The 20,563-nt window shown below is 42.3% G+C and carries 14 protein-coding genes and 1 tRNA gene; 10 read left to right on the top strand and 5 right to left on the bottom strand.

Going from position 1 to position 20,563, the window contains the following annotated elements:
* Nucleotides 1-54: 54 nt before the first annotated feature.
* Both pyrB and pyrI read left to right on the top strand, forming a co-directional pair.
* The gene (gene pyrB, locus DWW52_RS05425) at nucleotides 55-966 is read left to right on the top strand and encodes an aspartate carbamoyltransferase (RefSeq protein ID WP_118714456.1); all 912 of its coding nucleotides are present in this window, start codon (nucleotides 55-57) and stop codon (nucleotides 964-966) included.
* Between the two features lie 17 nt (nucleotides 967-983).
* The gene (pyrI, locus tag DWW52_RS05420; RefSeq protein WP_118714455.1) at nucleotides 984-1,442 is read left to right on the top strand and encodes an aspartate carbamoyltransferase regulatory subunit; all 459 of its coding nucleotides are present in this window, start codon (nucleotides 984-986) and stop codon (nucleotides 1,440-1,442) included.
* A 51-nt stretch (nucleotides 1,443-1,493) separates the two neighbouring features.
* On the opposite strand, the gene DWW52_RS05415 is transcribed toward pyrI, so the two are convergent.
* A complete protein-coding gene (locus DWW52_RS05415; RefSeq protein WP_305036205.1) occupies nucleotides 1,494-1,811 on the bottom strand; it encodes an HU family DNA-binding protein in 318 nt (105 codons plus the stop codon).
* 319 nt (nucleotides 1,812-2,130) lie between these two features.
* On the opposite strand from DWW52_RS05415, the gene DWW52_RS05410 reads away from it, so the two are divergent.
* The gene (locus DWW52_RS05410) at nucleotides 2,131-2,727 is read left to right on the top strand and encodes a recombinase family protein (RefSeq protein ID WP_118714453.1); all 597 of its coding nucleotides are present in this window, start codon (nucleotides 2,131-2,133) and stop codon (nucleotides 2,725-2,727) included.
* Nucleotides 2,728-2,782: 55 nt separating this feature from the next.
* Here the strand turns inward: DWW52_RS05410 and pruA are convergent, their stop codons facing one another.
* Nucleotides 2,783-4,414 carry an L-glutamate gamma-semialdehyde dehydrogenase gene (gene pruA / locus DWW52_RS05405; protein ID WP_118714452.1) on the bottom strand — a complete coding sequence of 544 codons (1,632 nt, stop codon included), beginning with the start codon at nucleotides 4,412-4,414 and terminating at the stop codon, nucleotides 2,783-2,785.
* Nucleotides 4,415-4,688: 274 nt separating this feature from the next.
* Between pruA and DWW52_RS05400 the strand changes: the two genes are divergently transcribed.
* Complete coding sequence (locus DWW52_RS05400) at nucleotides 4,689-6,629, top strand: ABC-F family ATP-binding cassette domain-containing protein (protein WP_118714451.1); 1,941 nt, start codon at nucleotides 4,689-4,691, stop codon at nucleotides 6,627-6,629.
* A 13-nt stretch (nucleotides 6,630-6,642) separates the two neighbouring features.
* Nucleotides 6,643-7,392, top strand: coding sequence for a 23S rRNA (guanosine(2251)-2'-O)-methyltransferase RlmB (gene rlmB, locus DWW52_RS05395; protein ID WP_118714450.1), 750 nt, complete (start codon nucleotides 6,643-6,645; stop codon nucleotides 7,390-7,392).
* Between the two features lie 192 nt (nucleotides 7,393-7,584).
* Here rlmB and DWW52_RS05390 read toward each other — a convergent pair whose 3' ends face one another.
* The gene (locus DWW52_RS05390; protein ID WP_233556713.1) at nucleotides 7,585-10,209 is read right to left on the bottom strand and encodes a putative LPS assembly protein LptD; all 2,625 of its coding nucleotides are present in this window, start codon (nucleotides 10,207-10,209) and stop codon (nucleotides 7,585-7,587) included.
* A 116-nt stretch (nucleotides 10,210-10,325) separates the two neighbouring features.
* Here DWW52_RS05390 and DWW52_RS05385 point away from each other — a divergent pair, with 116 nt between their 5' ends.
* From DWW52_RS05385 to DWW52_RS05365, 5 genes are all read left to right on the top strand, one after another.
* Nucleotides 10,326-11,525: an N-acetylmuramoyl-L-alanine amidase gene (locus DWW52_RS05385; RefSeq protein ID WP_118714448.1), complete on the top strand. Its 1,200-nt coding sequence runs from the start codon at nucleotides 10,326-10,328 to the stop codon at nucleotides 11,523-11,525.
* Nucleotides 11,526-11,544: 19 nt separating this feature from the next.
* The gene (locus DWW52_RS05380) at nucleotides 11,545-12,732 is read left to right on the top strand and encodes an MlaD family protein (protein ID WP_118714447.1); all 1,188 of its coding nucleotides are present in this window, start codon (nucleotides 11,545-11,547) and stop codon (nucleotides 12,730-12,732) included.
* 374 nt (nucleotides 12,733-13,106) lie between these two features.
* Complete coding sequence (dnaA, locus tag DWW52_RS05375) at nucleotides 13,107-14,537, top strand: chromosomal replication initiator protein DnaA (RefSeq protein ID WP_118714446.1); 1,431 nt, start codon at nucleotides 13,107-13,109, stop codon at nucleotides 14,535-14,537.
* 14 nt (nucleotides 14,538-14,551) lie between these two features.
* Nucleotides 14,552-15,151 (top strand): YigZ family protein, encoded by a 600-nt coding sequence (locus DWW52_RS05370; RefSeq protein ID WP_118714445.1) that lies wholly within the window; start codon nucleotides 14,552-14,554, stop codon nucleotides 15,149-15,151.
* Between the two features lie 120 nt (nucleotides 15,152-15,271).
* A tRNA-Lys gene (locus tag DWW52_RS05365) sits at nucleotides 15,272-15,344 on the top strand.
* Nucleotides 15,345-15,554: 210 nt separating this feature from the next.
* Here DWW52_RS05365 and DWW52_RS05360 read toward each other — a convergent pair.
* Nucleotides 15,555-16,988, bottom strand: a complete 1,434-nt coding sequence (locus DWW52_RS05360; protein ID WP_118714444.1) for a RagB/SusD family nutrient uptake outer membrane protein — start codon at nucleotides 16,986-16,988, stop codon at nucleotides 15,555-15,557.
* A gap of 6 nt (nucleotides 16,989-16,994) precedes the next feature.
* Nucleotides 16,995-20,531 carry a SusC/RagA family TonB-linked outer membrane protein gene (locus DWW52_RS05355; protein WP_118714443.1) on the bottom strand — a complete coding sequence of 1,179 codons (3,537 nt, stop codon included), beginning with the start codon at nucleotides 20,529-20,531 and terminating at the stop codon, nucleotides 16,995-16,997.
* Nucleotides 20,532-20,563: the final 32 nt, after the last annotated feature.

Below are 20,563 nucleotides of genomic sequence, written 5' to 3'. Positions count from 1 at the left end.
TTTTTTTTTATGCCCACGAAAATATGAACATAAACACATTTAATATATAGAATTATGAATAAACGTAGCTTAGTATCCATTACCGACTACTCGAAAGAGGACATTTTGGAAGTATTGCAAATAGCTTCTGAATTTGAGAAAAACCCGAATCGCAATTTATTAGAGGGTAAGGTGGTTGCTTCCCTGTTTTTCGAGCCATCTACTCGTACGCGTTTGAGTTTCGAAACAGCTATCAGTAGAATGGGTGGTCGTATTGTCGGTTTCTCCGATGCTTCATCGTCCAGTACTACAAAGGGTGAATCGTTGAAAGATACGACCAAGATGGTGGATAACTACTGCGATCTGATCGTGATGCGTCACCCCTTGGAAGGCGCTGCCCGTTTTGCCAGTGAGGTGGCAGATGTTCCGGTGATCAATGCAGGTGACGGTGCTAACCAACACCCGACACAGACGATGTTGGACTTGTATTCAATTTACAAAACTCAAGGAACTCTTGAAAACTTGAACATTTTCATGGTAGGAGACTTGAAGTATGGAAGAACAGTTCATTCTTTACTACAAGCCATGAGTCACTTCAACCCGACATTCCACTTTATCTCCCCGAAAGAATTGGAAATGCCGAAGGCTTACAAGTTATTCTTGGATGAGTTACACATTCCTTACTACGAGCATACCGAGTTGGATGACGTGATCAACGACGCGGATATTCTCTACATGACCCGCGTACAACGCGAGCGCTTTGCCGATCCGTTGGAATACGAGAAGGTGAAGAATGTTTACATCTTGAAGAATTCGATGTTGGCCGGAACGAAAGACACGATGCGTATCCTTCACCCGCTACCTCGCGTGAACGAGATCAGCGAGGACGTGGATGACAACAAGAAGGCATACTATTTCCAGCAAGCACTGAACGGTGTGTATACCCGGCAGGCAATAATTTTCAAGGCATTAGATTTAAAATGGTAATTAAAGAATAGAAAGATATGGCAGCAAAGAAAGAATTACAGGTTAGCGCCGTAGAAAACGGTACGGTAATAGATCATATTCCTGCGGATAAATTGTTTGACGTGATTAACGTGTTGGGAATCCAGAAGTTGGATAACACGGTGACGATCGGGTATAATCTGATCAGTAGCAAGCTGGGAAAAAAGGGAATCATCAAGATTTGGGATAAATTCCTGAAGGACGACGAGATCAACAAACTAGCCTTGGTTGCGCCGACGGCTAAAATCAATATTATAAGGGATTTCGAAGTGGCTGAAAAGAAAGCCGTGATGGTACCGAAACATGTAGAGGGAATTGCTAAATGCGTGAACCCGAAATGTATTACCAACAATCAACACGTTCGTACGAAATTTGATGTTGTCGGGAGTTCTCCTATCGTGCTGAAATGCCACTATTGCGAGAAGTTGACAGATCAAGAACATATCGAGATTATCTAAGAATAAGATAATCGCTAAAAAAATAGAGATACGTGAGTATCTCTATTTTTTTTATTTCAAACTTTTTTCTTTCTGTTTCATCTTGAGTGATTTACTAGCGATAAACTTGATGTAATCGTAAGAAGAATAGTTCTCTACCTCCTTCGTAATCAAGTTAAAACGTTTCCTTGTTTTTTGCTGTTTTACGGCTAATGTGCCGAAATCCTGTATCGTGACTTTTTCTCCGGCTTCAAGTGATTCGATGATGGAATCAATGAAAGCGTTAATGACCTGAGCGGAAGTCGCTTGGGTATATCCGCATTTTTCTGCAACTTTCTTCGTGAGTTCTCTTTTGTTCATAATCAAATGTTTATTAGTTTGAACTATCAAATGTAAATTCTAATTTTCATGTGATTTAACGCACTTTTGACAACTATTTGTCAGGATAAACGTTCCTTTTACTTGACAAATATAGCATTTTTTAGAAAAAACAGGATGGAAATTTACAGAAATGTTACTAAAGAGCCTATTATACGAATGAAATGAGAGTTCGAAAGAAGTAATAATCAGTGCAAAAAACGATGTCAACTTTAAGGACGTTTTGCATGACACCTGTGTAATTTGGTTGTAAGTATTTGAGATTCTGATTTTTATATGAAATTTTATTCGTTGTCGTAGTATTAATTCATTTTATAAGGTAATAGGGTTTATGACAATAGCGTATTTAAGAGTTAGCACAGGAAAACAACATTTGGAGAATCAAAAAGAGGAAATTGAAAAATTTGCCGCGCGGAAGAATTTAACGATAGATCGTTGGGTTACGGAAGTCGTCAGCGGTAAGAAGAACGAACATGACCGGAAACTTGGAAAATTATTGAAGAGTTTGAAAAAAGGTGATGTGTTGATTGTTACTGAATTATCACGATTAAGTCGTACTTTGTTGAATATCATGTCGATTCTTCATCGTTGTCTTGAAAAGGATATTGTTGTTTATAGTACGAAAGACGGTTATGCTTTTGACAACAGTATTAACAGTAAAGTATTGGCGTTCGCGTTTGCACTGGTCGCGGAAATCGAGCATAATTTGATCTCGATGAGAACCAGAGAAGCGTTAGCACATCGAAAAACCGAGGGCGTACGTCTGGGGCGTCCGCCGGGAAAGGGAAAACAAAATATGTTATTGGATAACTGGGAAGAGATCTCTCATTTGCTTGAAGAAGGGATGTCCGTGTCGGCTATTTGCCGGATTTACAATGTATCGCGGGAGACTTTTTACGCGGTGAATCGAAAACATCAGCTCTTTTAAAAGAAAAGAGGTTGATCAAATATTTGACCAACCCCGTATGTAAAGGTTTGTAGTTCTATTCTTCCAGGAAATTGGGATACATGTAATTTGTAGCCGGAACAAATGTTTCCTTAATAGCTTGCGGGGATACCCAGCGCAATAGATTAAAGATTGTCCCCGCTTTATCATTCGTACCCGATGCACGCCCTCCACCGAAGGGTTGTTGATCGACAACGGCACCCGTGGGTTTGTCATTGATGTAGAAATTACCTGCCGTGTGAGTCAGACGCTCGGTCATTTTTTCAATATTAGCCCTATCTTTAGAGAAAATAGCTCCGGTCAGAGCGTACGCGGATGATTTATCCAGAAGGTCCAGTGTTTCATCTACCTTTTCGGGATCATACACGTAAACGGTCAAGATCGGTCCGAACAACTCTTCACGCATGGTAACGTAATCCGGTTTGAAAGCTTGGATGATTGTCGGTTGAATGAAATAACCGGCACTCATGTCGTAATGTCCACCGATAATTACTTCTGCATCTTCCGATTTATTTGCCGCGTCAATAGCCCCGGATAATTTCACGAAAGAAGCCTCGTCAATAACCGCGTTCACGAAATTCGTGAAGTCTTCCACGCCACCGACTTTAATTGTTGCCATATCTGCCTGCACGTAGTTCTCTACTTCAGCCCAGATGTTGGACGGGATATAAGCACGGGATGCAGCAGAACATTTTTGTCCCTGGTACTCGAAAGCGCCTCGAACGATTGCGGTTGCCACTTCTTTCGGGCATGCTGTCGGGTCGGCAAAGATATAGTCTTTACCCCCGGTTTCACCCACGATTCTCGGGTAGCTGCGATATTTATCAATGTTTTTCACGATGGTAGCCCAGATATCATTGAATACTTGGGTTGAACCCGTGAAATGAATTCCCGCGAAATCTTTATTGGAGAAAATCACCTCGGCCGCGGTGGGACCTGAACAATATACCAGATTGATAACTCCGTCGGGGAGTCCGGCCTCTTTCAGGATTTCCATGATCAGGTGAGCTGAATAAACGGCGGTTTTCGAGGGTTTCCACACGCAAACGTTACCCATCAATGCTGGAGCGCCCGGAAGGTTTCCGGCGATGGAAGTGAAGTTAAACGGGGTAAGGGCGAAAACGAATCCCTCCAATGGACGCCATACCGTGCGGTTCCAGATTCCCGGAGCCGAGTTCGGTTGCATGTGATATATCTCGTACATATTCTTCACGTTGAAACGGAAGAAGTCTGCTAGTTCGGCAACACAATCAATTTCAGCTTGGAATGCATTTTTAGATTGTCCCAGCATCGTGACCGCGTTCATGCGTTGACGATAAGGACCGGCCAAAAGGTCGGCTGCTTTCAAGAAAATAGCTGCCCGGCTTTCCCAACTCATTTTTTCCCACTCCGGTTTTGCCTTCATTGCCGCGTCAATTGCCATTTGCACGTGACTGGCATCCCCTTGATGATAATGGCCCAACAGGTGGTTATGATCATGTGGCGGACGAATATCCACTAACTTGTCCGTGCGAACTTCTTGCCCGCCGATAATCATGGGAACATCGGCTACGATAGAACGCAGATGATTGATTTGTGACTTCAATTCTTTTCTTTCCGGAGAACCCGGTGCATAACTTTTGATGGGTTCATTGGTAATGTTCGGTAGTCTAAATACTCCTTTGGACATATTTTATTTTTTTATGTAGTTAGTATTTTCCAAGATTTTCCAAATATACAAAATTATTTGGAGGATAAAACATGATAATTGTCATTTTTTATATGACTTCGTCATGTTACAGGTTATAAGTTTACAAGTTGCAAGTTAAAAAGCAGCAAAAATAACTTGTAACCTGTAAACTTGTAACTTGTAACACAACGGACAAACACGTTTGTCCGTTGTCTATAAGTTTCGTATATTTGCACCTGTTAAAAATGGAAGGTTTTATTTTGTACCTATATATATGATTTCAATTAATAATGTAAGTGTTTTATTTGGTGATTACGCGTTGCTCGACTCTATTTCTTTTTTAGTAAACAAGAGGGATCGTATTGGTTTGACCGGGCGTAACGGGGCTGGCAAGTCTACATTATTAAAAATATTAGCGGGAGTTCAGGAACCTTCGGGGGGAAGCGTGTCGGTTCCTTCCGGGTTGAAAATTGGATATTTACCCCAGACCAAAGTGTATGCCGAGGGGAAAACGGTGCGGAAAGAAGCGGAGACGGCGTTTAATGACGTGTTGGAATTGCGGGCGGAATTGGATCGTTTGCATCAGGAACTGGCCGAACGCACGGATTACGAGTCGGACAGCTACATGGCGTTGATTGATAAATTGAATGTCAAGACCGAAATGTTGCACATGCGGGGAGCGGATAACATGGACGGGGAAGTCGAGGTCGTGTTGAAAGGATTGGGGTTCCGGCAGGAAGATTTGGAACGTCGTTGCGAGGAATTTAGCGGGGGATGGCGAATGCGGATCGAGTTGGCGAAAATATTATTGGCACGTCCGGATGTTTTTTTACTCGACGAGCCGACCAATCACTTGGATATCGAGTCCATTTCTTGGTTGGAGTCTTTTTTGCAGGGGTATCCGGGGGCAGTTGTTCTCGTGTCTCATGACCGGGCATTTCTGGATAATATCACGACGCGTACGGTGGAGATTTCTTTAGGAAAGATATACGATTATAAGGTATCGTACACCAAGTTTACGGAGTTGCGTAAAGAACGAATCGAGCAACAACAACGGGCGTACGAGAACCAGCAAAAGCAGATTAAAGATACCGAGGATTTTATCGAGCGGTTCCGTTACAAGGCGACGAAAGCAGTACAGGTGCAGTCGCGGATCAAGCAGTTGGAGAAAATTGATCGCATAGAGGTCGAGCAGGAAGATTCGGCCCGGATTAACGTGAGATTCCAACCGGCTGTGCGTTCCGGTGATGTCGTCGTGAGCGGTCGTGATTTGACGAAAGCGTATGGCAGTCACGTGGTGTTGCACGAGGTGAATCTCGACGTGTTGCGGGGGGAGAAGGTTGCTTTCGTGGGACGGAACGGCGAGGGTAAGACCACGTTGGTAAAGATGATCATGGATCAGATCCCTTATGAAGGAGAGTTGAAAATCGGTCATAACGTGAATATCGGGTATTTCGCCCAGAATCAAGCGGATTTACTCGATCCCTCGTTAAGCGTGCTTGACACGATTGATCAGGTTGCCGTGGGTGATATCCGGAAGAAAATTCGGGATATCCTGGGGGCTTTCCTGTTTTCCGGGGAGGATGTCGATAAGAAAGTGAAGGTTCTTTCCGGGGGGGAGCGCACCCGTTTGGCTATGGTTCGTTTGTTGCTGGAACCCTATAATGTATTAATTCTTGACGAGCCGACCAATCATCTGGATTTGCGGACGAAAGATATATTGAAGGATGCCTTGAAAAAATTTGAAGGAACGGTAATCGTGGTGTCGCATGACCGGGACTTTTTGATCGGGTTGGCCGACAAGGTGTACGAGTTTGCTAACAAAGGGATAAAAGAATATCTGGGGGGAGTAACTCATTTCCTGGAAGCCAAAAAATTGGAATGTTTCCGTGAATACGAGCAAATGCATCCCCGGAAAGCCCAAGGAAATGAAGTGGTAGAAGAAGAGGTGGTTTCCGAGAGTAAAATGGCCTTCGAGGAACGTAAACAGTGGAATAAGGAGTTGAAACGTGCGGAGAGCAGGATCGAGAAGTTGGAAAATGAAATTGCCGAATTGGAACAGAAGATCGGGGAAGCCGAGGGGAAAATGGCTGAAGGGGTGATCGGCGAGGAGCTTCTGAAAAGTTATGACGAGTTGCGGAAGCGTCTGGAGGCATGCATGGAAGAGTGGGAAGGGGAGAACGAACATCTGGAAGAATTAAAAGCTAGAAATTAAAAAAACAAATAAAATGGCAAAGTTTAAGCAAGAGTGTATTTTCGGTATTCGTGCTGTTATGGAAGCGATACAGGACGAGAAAGAGATAGATAAAGTGATGTTCCGTCAGGGGAATAAGGGGGAGTTATTCCAGCAGCTATTTTCATTGGTGCGCGAACGTCAGATCCCGTTCCAGTACGTACCTGAAGAAGTGTTTAAACCGTTTGCCGGGAAGAATCACCAGGGGGTGCTGGCGGAGGTTTCTCCTATTCCTTATCAGGACATTGACGAGGTGGTGAATGCCGTGGTGGCCGAGGGAAAAAATCCTTTGGTACTTATACTGGATCGGATTACCGATGTCCGTAATCTGGGTGGAATTGCCCGTACGGCCGAATGTGCCGGGGTGAGTGCTATTTTAATCCCGAATAAGAATTCGGCGAAAATATCTTCCGATGCTATAAAAACATCCGCGGGTGCGTTATATCATATTCCTGTTTGTCGGGAGAAAAATCTGAAGAAAACGATAAAAGAGCTGAAACGGAGAGGATTGACGTTGTATGCTGCCACGGAAAAAGCGGATAAATTCTATACCAACGTGGACATGAAAGAGGGGTGTATGTTCATCATGGGATCGGAAGATACCGGTATCGACGAAGAGTTGTTGGCTCTGGCTGATCAGCAAATCAAAATCCCCCAACTGGGACAAATCGAATCGTTGAATGTTTCTGCCGCCGCTGCCGTGTTGATGTACGAGGCGGTAAGACAAAGAGGAATCATGGAATAAGCATGTATTCAGACCGAAATCTAACCGTGATAGAGGTGTGATCGGTTCTCACGAAACATTTATCTGTAATTTATTTGGGAGACAAAGCCGACTTATCTTGGCTTTGTCTCGTCTTTATCTTGGCTATGTCTCGTCTTTGTTCAATTATTTGAGCCGTATCTCGGTTCGAACATATACGTATCTCAGTAGTAACTAGAGTCGCCTGTCGTACCAGGAATCCCGCTTGGTAAGTTTCAAATCTCTCAACATGGACGAGCGTACGTGAATCTCGAAATTGTAAGATTGGTGCTGCCCGAACGGCATACAGTTGAAGGTCATTTCCCAACAGTGCAGGTCTCGCGTGACTCCGAAACTCGTGGAAGTAACCTCTTTGGCCTTGATGTCATAACCGGATTGGAAGGTGATCTTCCACTTGGGGGTTAGTGACAAGTCACCGGAGAAGTTGATAATCTGACTGATGGTCGGGCTCTTGTAAGGATTAGGCCTTGAATAGCTGAAATTGTAACTGATGTTAATATTCCAAGGCACGTCAAAATCCACGTAATCATCATAGAATCCGCCGACCAGATCATTCTTCTTTTCTTTGTTTTTCCCGTTATCCGCGGAGAAACTGAAATTCGTAGAAATAGTAGCGTTGGTCAAACGGCCTAATTTCCCGTGATATTTGTTATATCTATGGCCGAGCGTGTCGATAGCGTAAGGGTCAATCGTTCCGCTAAAGTTCAAATCGACTTTGTTATTGAAAACTTTGGTACGTGCGCTTAACGATATGTTCGAGAAGTTCATACTGTCGGCAAACAGGTTGTAGGAAGTGGAGATACGGAAGCTCTCCAAGAGTTTTACTTTCTTGAATTCATCGTCTCCCGTGGTGTCCTTGTCATTCCGCACTTTCATTTCGACGTTGTTGTCGAGGCTGAAACTGATGCTTCCGGATTGTTTACCTCCTTCCGTGTTCGGGCGATAAGCCAATCCTTCATGAATGGCGTATTCTACCTCCTCTTTCCCGTTGAAGTAACTTTTTTTGTAATTACCCAAGGGTTTGATTGCCGGAGTATAAGATATGGACATGGACGGGCGGATCATGTGGCGGATAGCCACGACTTTAGAGCCCGGTTTATAAGTGAACATACCGTATATGGTCGGGGTGTAACCGATGGACCCGCTGGCAGAGTAGTCGTGCGAGTAATTTAAACCGATAACATCCCGGGTAACATATTGCCCTCCGTTTGCAGTGGTATCGGGTACCCATATTTTTTCTATGGTTTTCAGGTTCAAGTATCCGTTGTAGTTTAGCGAAGGGGTGAACGTCACGTCCTTGGCGATTTTGAACGAGAGACTGATCGGGATGTTGTGTTTGAAACCGTTGTTCCAATCTCTTTCGAAAGAAGATTTGAATAGTTTATTTTCTTTGGTTTGGATACTGTTTCTTAATTCTGCCGAGTAGGATAGACCGATGTTGTCATACCATTTCATTTCACCCGATTTCCCTTTTTTACGGAAGGGGTAGATTTGTGTCATACGGAGACTTAAATTGGGCAAGGTTATGGCGATCGAAGTATCCCGACTGTTCTGGCTGTGGTTAAAGGAACCACTTAAACTGAACGGGCTTTCCGGCCATTTCTTGCTCCAGGAGATACTGGATTGTTTTCGTTGGTTGGCGATTCCATCAACCGTGTTGGCGTTATAATAATTGTTGTTGGCCGAGGACATATCCACGGAAGCGGAGAATGAACTGTAGGGATTCGCTTTCCCGTCTTGGGTATGGGTCCAGCGTACCGACCAGTCCGATGATTCCTGATAGTCCGGCAGGCCTTTTTCACTGACGTAGTTTTTGCTGATCGTGAAGTTCAGGTTACCGTTGAATTTGTACCGTTTCCGGTATTGGGTGGCGTATTGCAGTCCCCATGATCCGTTCGTGTAAATATCCCCGGTGATATTCATATCAATGTAGTCGTTGATATAGAAATAATATCCTCCGCCTCTCAGGTTAAAACCTCTCATTCGCTCTTCCCCGTATGTCGGCATGATGATTCCCGATGTCCCTTTTTTCGTGATCGGGAAAAAGGCGAACGGAAGAGCTATGGGTAAAGGTATTCCCTCCAGTTCGAGATAAGTGAACGTGGTAAATATCTTTTTGTCCTTGATCATTTTCGCCTTGTTCATCCGGAGACCGAAGTGAGGATGGTCGTGTTCGTCGCAAGTCGTGTAGGTCCCGTGTTTCACGCAATAAACGGAATCACTTTGTTTTTTGGTCAACTCGCTTTGCAGGTAGCCTTCCCCTTCCTGCGTGACGATATTCGTGATATAAGCTTTTTTGGTATCAAAGTTATAGCGCAATTCCTTGCTATCGAATTCCTGGCCCTTGTCTTTTAAGTTGGGATTTCCTTTTAATTCCCCGACAGAATCGGGTACCCCGCAGGCAAAAGCCAGTTTTTTATCCATATCCAGTTCGATGTAATCGGCTTTTAGCTCGGTCGTGAGGTATTTCACGTAACCATTGCCGTACAAGTATACTTTTTTCTCCCGGATCGAGAATTTAACGGAGTCATCAGCCGTGTATTTGATTAGATCATCAAATAAAGGTTTTTGGGGAGTGGTGTCATTCCGGATCGTGTCGATGGGAATTCCCGCGGAATCATAAACGATACGAATGCTATCACCGGGTTTTCCCGTTGTGTCAATGGCTGTTACGAAGATGCCTTGTCCGAAAATAATCTCGGACGCCAAGCCATTCGAGGAGAGTATTATGGGCAGGGCGATCATTGTTAAAATGATACATTTCTTAATAAAAAGCCCTGTATATAATCTAACTTGCAATTTTATAATTATTTTTGTGACTAATTATTGCATCACGCGTATTGCATTTTTGCTTTGCAAATGTAAGAAATAATGGTTGTTAATGCTCATGATTCTTTTTAAAAAGTTTTAAATACATGATAAATCAGTACAGTGTCATAAGTTTGTTGTTGGTAATCTTGCTGTTAGGAGGTTCAAAATCCTTGACAGCACAGGAGGCATTGGGTAAAATTAAATGTATTTGTATTGATGCCGGGCATGGGGGAAAAGATCCGGGGGCTATTAGCGGGCGGTTGAGAGAGAAGGATATAACCTTGGCGATTGCCTTGAAACTGGGAAAAATGGTGAGTAACACGTATCCTGATATGAAAGTGGTTTACACGAGAACGAAAGACGTGGCCGTGGATTTGCGGGAGCGGGGTAAGATTGCCAACAAGGCGAAAGCACAATTATTTATATCTATCCACGTGAACAAGTTTGCCAAGTCGAGCGTGAGGGGGGTGGAGACTTACGTGTTGGGGTTGCACAAGTCCGAGGCGAGTTTCCAGGTGGCCATGAAAGAGAACGAGGCTATTCACTACGAGGAGGACTATTCGGTGAAGTATGACGGGTTTGACCCGAAGAAGGCCGAATCGTATATCATGTTCAATTTTTTGAAGAATAGTCATTTGAAAAACAGCATGGAATTTGCCGCCCCGATCCAGAAGGAGTTGGTGGCGAGGACCCGGATGCCGGACCGGGAAGTGCGGCAAGCGGGATTTATCGTGTTGATGGACGTGGGGATGCCTGCCGTCCTGATCGAGACGGGATTTATCTCGAACCCGAATGACCAGAAGATATTGACTTCCGAATCGGGACAGACGAATATCGCCCGTTCGATTTTTACCGCTTTTCAGACGTATAAGAATAACGTGGAAAAGAATAGCGTGGTGTTGACGGCAGGACAGGAAGATAAAAAAGACGTGGTAAGAACGGAAACACCGAAAACGTCGCCGAAACAGGAAACCTCTAAAACCGTGGAGAAGAAAGTAGAAACAAGCTCGACGACGAAGGCGGAAGCGGTTGATAAAAACGACTTGTTTTTCGCGATACAGGTGGCGTCTTCCAAGACACAGGTAAAAGATTTCAGGTACCTGAAATTAAAATATAAGGTAGAGGAGTTGAAGGGAGTGGATCGTTTCCGGTATTACGTGGGGAAAACTTCAAGTTATGAAAAAGCGTTAGACGTGCAGAAGGATGTCCGGAAGACGGTGAAAGATTGTTTCGTGATCGCTATATATAAAGGAAAACAGATCACGGTTGCGGAGGCAAAGAAATTGGAACAGAAAATTAAATAGAGAAATTAAAATAACACTCATGAAAATAAAGAGAGAAGCGAAATTGGCCGTGACGGCATTAGCCGCGGTTTTTATCCTGATTTGGGGAATAAATTTCTTGAAAGGTTCGTCCTTGTTTGAATCCAAGAGTACGTTTTACAGCACGTATGATAGTGTCGAGGGGTTGAAGGTGTCCAGCGGTGTCATGTACCGGGGGTATCAGGTAGGACAGGTCATTTCAATCCAGTTTACCGGGGAGAGATTTGATAAGGTGCTCGTGAAGTTTTCCGTGAACAAGGGATTGGAATTGCCGGTCAATAGCTTGGCGATGATCCAGAGTGCCGATTTGATGGGGTCGAAGGTGATTAATCTGGTCCCGGGTAATTCTCCCGTGTTTGCCGTGAGTGGTGATACCTTGCGCTCCCAAGTGGAGCAAGGGCTTATGGAGCAGGTCAGTCAACAGATGTTGCCCCTGAAGCAGAAGGCGGAACGGTTGATGGGATCTCTTGATTCGGTGATGGTGATTGTGCAGGGACTTTTTAATGAAGAGACGAAAAAGAATCTGGGAAATAGTTTCGGGAGTATTGATCGCACGTTGCGTAACTTGGAAGGTGCTTCTGAAAATCTGGATACGTTGATGAAATCCGAGTCGGTCAGAATTAGTTCTATTTTGAGAAATATAAATAGTATTACCGGGAATCTGAGAGATAATAACGAGGAGATTTCGAATATTCTGGGCAACGTGTCGGCTATAACTGATTCTTTGAAGCGGGCCAGTTTGCACCAGACGTTAATGAGTCTGGATAATATGTTGGCTTCCGTGGATTCGATCATGGGTAAGATAAATCGAGGAGAGGGAACGATAGGTGCTCTTTTGAATGATAATGATTTGTATTATAATTTGAATCAGGCGAGTGAAAATTTGAATCGTTTACTGGTGGAATTCAGGTATAATCCCAAGCGCTTCATCAGCCTTTCTTTGATTGATTTTTCATCGGGAAAAGCATCGCTTGAAGAGTACGGGGTGGTGATTTTCGAGTCCCCGGAACGATTATCCATGAATTCGGAGATTTACATGCAAAATCCTGGGGTGAAAGAGGTTAAATACAAGGATAAGTATCTTTATATCATTGATAGTTACAAGAAATTGAAAGCAGCTCAGCGGAAATTGGAGGATGTTATCAAACGTTATGATGATGCTTATATTGTTAAAATTGACTTTATTTGAAAATTAGAATCGTTCTAAATAATGTTTCCGGAATAGGGAATATTGTTAACATAATGCTTAAAAATTAAGAATCGAAATATAGTCTTTGATCTTATTTTTTTACCCTCGGTGTTAAAGGTTTATAGCGTGTGAGGGTTAATTGTTTTGTTACGCTTATGTTAAGAATGTGTTGCATGGCTTGTTGTTTTCGGGAATGAGGAAAATGGGGTTAATGTATTGATTTATAGTAGTGTATATCTAAAGAATTGATATCTAAACCATAAGGGGGAAACCATAAAAAACAAGCGAAATCATCATTTTTTTTACAAGAAAATTTTTTCGAATTTAGCATTCCATTTCGCAGAAATGAGATAGGGATGAAAAACGATATATAAATGAAAAGGGATTGTAAAAGTGTTTGGTCGGAATGTCTAGGCTTGATCGAAGAACAAGTGTTACCAAGAACGTTTAAGACTTGGTTCGCGCCGATTCGTGCGTTGAATCTACAACAGGATGTGTTGACGATTCAAGTGCCGAGTCAGTATGTTTACGAGTGTCTGGAAGAGCATTTCGTGGATATATTACGGAAGGCTGTTCGTACTGTGATCGGTCCGAATGCTAAATTGGAATATTCGGTTGTGGTAGAGGAGAGCCATCCTCGCGATCCCATTTCCGTGACCATGTCTTCTAATAATGTGAAGAAAGTGGAACCGAACACGGTTTACGTGAATGGGGGAAAGCAGGATCGAGTGGCTCCGAAGAATCCTTTCGAGCGTGGAAATAATCTTTTACAGATCGACCCGCAATTGAATCCTTCTTACACGTTGGACAGTTATATCGAGGGAGGATGTAACCGTTTGGCCAAGTCGGCAGCGGTGGCAATAGCCCAGAATCCGGGAGGTACGGCTTTCAACCCGTTGTTGATATATGGCGGATCGGGATTAGGAAAAACTCACTTGGCCCAAGCTATCGGTATGGAAGTGAAGCAGAATTACCCGAACAAGGTGGTGCTGTACGTGACCACGAACGTGTTCCAGACGCAGTTCACGGAAGCCGTGCGTAAGAACGAGATCAATGATTTCTTGCATTTCTATCAATTGATTGACGTGTTGATACTGGATGATATTCACGAGTTGGCGGGAAAGACGGCAACGCAGAATACGTTCTTTCATATATTTAATCATTTGCACCAATCCGGGAAGCAGTTGATTTTGACATCCGATCGTTCTCCGGCCGAGTTGAGCGGTTTGGAAGAGCGTTTGCTTTCTCGTTTCCGTTGGGGATTATCCGCCGAGATAAAAGCCCCGGATTTTGAGACACGGATGGAGATCGCCCGTTTCAAGGCACGTAAGGACGGAATTGATTTTTCGGACGAGATATTGGAATATATCTGTAAGTACGTGAGCAATAACGTGCGGGAACTGGAAGGAGCCATGATCTCTTTGCTGGCTCAAGCTACTTTTAACCATAAGGATCTGTCGGTCGACGTGGTGAAGGATATCTTGGGTAAGATGGTGAAGAAGCAGAAGATCGAGTTGACCGTGGAGCATATTCAAAAAGTGGTTTGTACCCACTTTAATATGTCGCCTGATATGTTGCAGGAGAAGACGAGAAAGCGAGAGGTGGTTCAGGCTCGTCAGTTGGCGATGTATTTCAGCAAGAATTACACGAACGCTTCTTTAGCGTATATCGGGAAGCAGATCGGACGCAAGGATCACACGACCGTGTTGTATGCCTGTAAAGCGGTGACCGATATGATGGAAACCGATCGTGCTTTTAAAGCACAGGTAGAGGAACTTCAAAAGAAACTCTATTGTAGTAACTAGTCAATTATTCCTTTATGGAAGAGGATAAATATAGAACAGTAAACGCGATTGCCGAGGGCCTGTACAAGGAGAAAGGCAGTCGCTTTATTTCTTTTATCTATCCCGTGAAATCCGAAGAAGAGATTAAAGATATTGTTGCCGGACTGAAGACAAAGTATTATGATGCCCGGCATCATTGTTATGCTTATTGTTTAGGGGCAAACCGGGAACGCTTCCGGGCGAATGATGACGGGGAACCCTCGTCCACGGCAGGGAAACCGATCCTCGGGCAAATCGTGTCGAACGATCTGTCAAATGTGTTGATCGTGGTGATCCGTTATTTCGGGGGAATAAAACTGGGCGTTTCCGGTTTGATCCAAGCTTATAAGGAAGCGGCTTCCGATGCGATTAATAATGCCGAGATCGTGGAGCGTACGGTTGACGAGGTGATCCGGGTACGTTTTACTTACGTGGTTATGAATGACGTGATGAAAGTATTAAAAGAGGAAGAACCGGAGGTCTTGTCCCGTAATTTTGAAATGGAATGCGAAATGGAGCTGTCAATCAGACAGAAAGATATGCCTCGCTTGAAAGAACGCTTGTTGAAAATCGAGTCCTTGTCGATTGAGGAATAGCCGAAATCGTGCTGCCTGCTTGATTTCCTCGTATTTTTTTTGTAAAAAAATCCTTCTGTCCTTTGGGAGTTAAGATAGAATTACTATCTTTGCAACCGCAATTGAGAAACACAATTGAAGGATTCAGTAGCTCAGCCGGTAGAGCACAACACTTTTAATGTTGGGGTCCTGGGTTCGAGTCCCAGCTGGATCACGGAAGAACAAAGCCAAATGGCGATAAAAAAGAGATAAGTCCTATATACCAACGTGTTGTAGGACTTTTTTATTGTTCCAATTTTGTTTGAAAGACAAAAGAACATCCACCTACTTTTTCAGAGCCGATTTTTGGGGAACACGATCAACACGGTAAAAAAAACGGGAAAAATATACTTTCCCGTTTTTTAAAATCAACTTATATGAATTGTTAGTAATTCTGGGTCAAGTTGGGGTTATAGTCCGTGGCATTTTGCGGGAACGGAAGAATCCAAAGCGGGGAATCAGGAGTTAACTCGGCCGAGAAATTTTTAGTTTCACCATTTGCCGTGTATGATATCGATTTGTAGAGAGTCGCTTGGAAGGTGGCGTCGGTATTCCAGCGTTTCAAGTCGATAAAATTCTTTAGTGTTGCATAATTCTCCGTCCGGTAAATATTTTTTAATATCGTTATTGCAGCTTCTGGCGTGGATGCACTTAGATCTGCATACTTGCTCGTGATAATACGATGTTGCCGAATATTGTTCAATGTATTCATCGCTTCTGTTAAATTTCCTTCCCGAATGTAGCATTCGGCTTGAGTTAGATACATGTCTACGGTTGTTAATCCTATTGGGCTGTAATACATATTCATGGATATCATCATAGGAATGTTTAAGCCGTAGAATGAAGAACCAAACATATTCATGCCATATAATCTTGTATCTGTTAAGGCGTATTCTTTAACGATATGTCCCTCTTCAAATGCATTCCAGAGGTCGGTGGTGAAAGCTTCATAGAAAAACAAGACCGGAGTATCGAAAAGTTCTTCATTTAACTCTAGGTATGGATGAGTGAATTCGCTTATTCCTGTTCCGTAAGTTACTTCGGGAATAACTAAATCATTATAGTTATCCATTGTGTTTTTCACTTTTAGGGATGCTGTGGCTGCTTTAAAAGCACCATCGTAGTCATGCATAGACATAAGAACTTTTGCTTTTACGGCATAGGCAAAAGCTTGTCCTATACGCATTTTACTCGGAGATGTTGATAAACTTCCTAATTCCAATGCGGCATTCACATCCGACAGGATATTTTCATATATTTGAGCAACCGTTAATTTTTCGTTTGGGGTCTCTACGGCCTCAGTTTCGATGGCATAAACGATACCTGGATCTGTTGCTGCCGTTGTCGGGTCGTATGCTTTGGCATAAATGTTCACAAGAAGGTAGTGACACCATCCCCGCAATACTAATGCTTCTGCTTTTAACCGATTTGCTTTTTTTCGATCACCGTCAGCGTTGTCAATATTCAATAATACGGGATTTGATACTTGACCAATAATCTTGTATAAACCGGTATATATTTCATCAGATGTTGTTAATGATTCTCTATCTGAAGTCTCATCCCAACTAACGTAAATACTCCTTAATGTTCTTGGTGATTGATTCACTAAGTCTGGGATATTTGTCATTTGGGGATAGATATCGTTCATCATGTTTATCACATAATTGTATATTGATAAAGAATATTGGTAATTCAATACTAAATCCAAATCGTCTACGGTGTTTAAAATATTCTTCCCTTTGGGATCAATATCCGTGAAATCGGTGCAACTAACCAAGGACAAGAAGATACCTATTAAAATAGTATGTAGTTTTTTCATAATAGCTTAAAAATTAAAATTAAGACCAATTATATATTTCATGCGATTTCTGATGCCTAATGTTTCAGGATCAATTCCAACGTTGTTTTTCTTCCATAGGGCAGGAATATTGTCTATTTGGAAAGTTAATCGTAAATTTTCCATCCCGATTTGTCTTGTTAAAGATTCTGGCACGGAATACCCGAAAGTGATGTTACGTATCTTGATAAAATCTGCCGGACGAACAAATAGGTCAGAATATTGATGACTAACATTCGAATTATTTTTAGGTCCGTATTGTCCAAATCCGGGAACATCCGTATCGGTGTTTTCCGGAGTCCAGCTATTTAGAAGGTAATCTGTGGCCGCACCATAAGGTAGCGCGGAAATTTGCAAATACTCTCTTGCCCTCATTTTATGACCACCGTAATATACCATCATGAAATTCAAGTTAAATCCTTTGTAACGCAGGGTATTATCTAAGGCTACGTTAACTTTAGGGTCTGTTTGTCCACTATAAACGAGAGCGGAGATGTCTTCACTCATGATTGTCGTTCCGACTTTACTCCCGTCTTCCGTGTACCATGTAGGTTGTCCCAATTCTGTCGTTTCTCCGGTTTGATCTAGGCCTGCGTATCGATACGAAAATAACGCGCTTGTTGGATATCCGGTTTGGAAGCTAGTCCCAGCTAAACTACTAGCGGTAGTTGCTTGTACTTCCATGGAGGTAATTTCATTTTTATTATAAGCGGCAGTCATGGATGACGTCCAAGAGAACCCCCCTTCTTTGTCAGCACGGAACCAATCATAGGATAAAGTAATTTCAACCCCGTTGTTTTTCATATTTGCCATATTCATGTTCATGGATGTAAATCCTTTAGATACGTCTAAAGTCTTTTGAGAGAATATGTCGGTTCCTTTTTTGTAATAGTAGTCAAATGATCCTCGCAGGCGGTAACCGAAGAGAGAAAAGTCAACACCAATATTCGTAGTTGCCGTTTTTTCCCATTTTAGGTTGGGATTAGCAGGGGAATCAATGCTTGCTTTTTGCATGTTTGTATAGTAGTTTAAGGTTCCCGTAGAAGCTGTCATATAACTGGTCGCTCCTTGGTAGATGTTTCCTGTTTTACCGTAACTTGTACGCAATTTCAAGCTGTTCAGCCATTTCACGTCTTGCATGAAATCCTCGTATCCGATGTTCCAACTCAAACCGACAGACCAAAGCGGTTTCCCACGGAACTTGGCATTGGCTCCAAATAAATCGGCATAATCTTTACGGAAAGAAGCAAACGCGTTGTAGCGATTGTCATAAGTGTATGTTAAATTCACATATCCGGATGCATAGCGATGCCATTGTTCTTGGATAATATCAAGATAGGGGTTGATGTAGACATTGTAGCAAGAGAGTGCGGAATAACCCGGGGCAAAAAACGTGGTGTACGTGTAATTATTTAAATCCGGGAAACTTACGGTTGTTGTGGCATGTGATTGCAATTGATCATCATAACCGAGTAAGATTCCTTTGGTACCATTGCTTTTTGTTTCTCTGAATTCAAAACCGCCAATGAAGTCTACAGCGTGTTTTTCAGCAAAAGTTCTTTGAAAATTTAATTGCCCCCGAATAGTCCAGTATTCTCCCCTGGTGTCTTGTGTTGTTAATTTTCCTCCTTGTTCTGGGATCATATACGTGTAGGTGTAATTGGGATCTGTTCCGGATTGTGTCGTGTATACATTCCGAAGAAAACGCATTACATAACTATCAGCTTCAGAATAGTTTGATATGTTTTTGCGTTCTGTTTCATACACGAATGAACTATTTATTGTCAAGCCATCAATGACCTTGAATAGTAATTCTCCTTGATAACGCATATTCCGGTTGTCTGTGATCTCGCTATCCATTCCTAAATCTTCTAAATGGTTGAAATCCATTGATTTTAATGCGGGATTTTCGTCGTCCAAGGTGTAGTATTGGTTAAAGTTGGTTGAGTAATAATTATAGCTACCGTCATCGTTTAATAAACGGTAGTATGCCGGTACATTAAACGGAGTAGTACACCAGGATCTGGCACTTTCTTTGGTTTTTGACAAGATGCTATTAAAATTGAAATTTGCGGTCAACCATTTCTTTACGTCATAGGAAATTTTGAACGATATGTTCAATTGATTATCATACGAGTTAATGATCCCGTTATTGTCTCGTTTGAGGTTGAATACCAGGCTTGAATTTAATTTTTCTGTCCGAGTACGAATCGCCAGGTTATATTGTTGTAATAATTGGCGTTTTAGAGCATGTTTTCCAAATTCTTTCGCGAAATTGTTTTGTCTTAATTCTTCTTTGTATGCTTCTAAATCTGTATCAGAAAGTTCACCTGTTGCACGGAGGTAATAAGCGTATTGTAAAGGAGTAATCGTTCCATAACTGTTTAAACTGCTTTCAAAAGAGGCAATAGGATCGGTGGTATCGGTATTTGCATCTGAATAGTAATAATCCCAATAAGCACTTTCAAAATCTACTTGTTCTGCCGGGTTCATGTAGAAATTGTCATGATAATTCATGTTTTGTTTCTCGTAGATTGAGAGATTACCTGAGAAGGTAACTTCTGTTGTTCCTTCTTTTGTTGCCTTTTTTGTTGTTATGACAATAACTCCATTAGAAGCTCTAGCCCCGTAAATTGCAGTTGCGGCAGCATCTTTCAATACAGTTACACTTTCAATATCATAGGGATTCAAGTCCTCGATCTTTCCCTCTATTGGCAGGCCGTCTACAACTAATAGGGGATTGGTCTCGGCATGCATACTACTTGATCCACGAATTAATGTTTTATCCCCGTAAGTCACTAAACCAGCCACGCGTCCTTCCAAATTATTAAGAAGGTTTGTGGTATAACGTTCTTCTAATTGTCGAGAGGTGACCGTGGTGGTAGATCCCGTTACTTTTTCATGTTTAATGGTTTGATAACCAGTAATAACAACCTCTTCTAGGTCTTTCGTTTCTTCTTCCATCCGAATCACAATGTTCGTGTTGATGTTTACTTGGATTTCTTTAGTCTTCATCCCGACATAACTAGCTACCAACGTAAACACGGAATCTTGTAAGTTTTGTATTTCAAACTTACCGTCAATATCAGTCGCCGCTCCATTATAAGTTCCTTTGATAATGATCGCTACTCCTGGAATTGGACTTCCATCTTTATCAAGCACTTTACCTGTTATTTTTCCTCGCTGTTGTTGTGTTGATTTAGATGTAATTAAATAGATCCCGTTTTTATTACGAAATTGTAAAGACGTACCTTGTAGCAGGGTTGTCAGAATATCGGAAATTTCTTGCTGGTTATATGTTGCAGCCGAACATTTTATATTGGCAGCAAGATCTGTATTGTAGACGATTTCAACATCACTTGACTTCATAATTTGTTGAAAAGCCTGATCCAGCGTTCCTTGTCCAATATGTACTGTGATTTTTTGTGCTACTAGCATGATCGGACACAAGCAGATTAGCCATGTTGCTAAAAAAACACATAATTTTTGTGGATGTTTCCACCTTAAATGTAATTTTTTTTTCATAACGTTGTAATTTAATTATATAATTATTCTGA

This window comes from Odoribacter sp. AF15-53 (genome assembly GCF_003479425.1).
Classification (GTDB): Bacteria; Bacteroidota; Bacteroidia; order Bacteroidales; family Marinifilaceae; genus Butyricimonas.
Note: the sequence above shows the minus strand (reverse complement) of the source record. Positions and strands in the feature narration are given on the sequence as shown.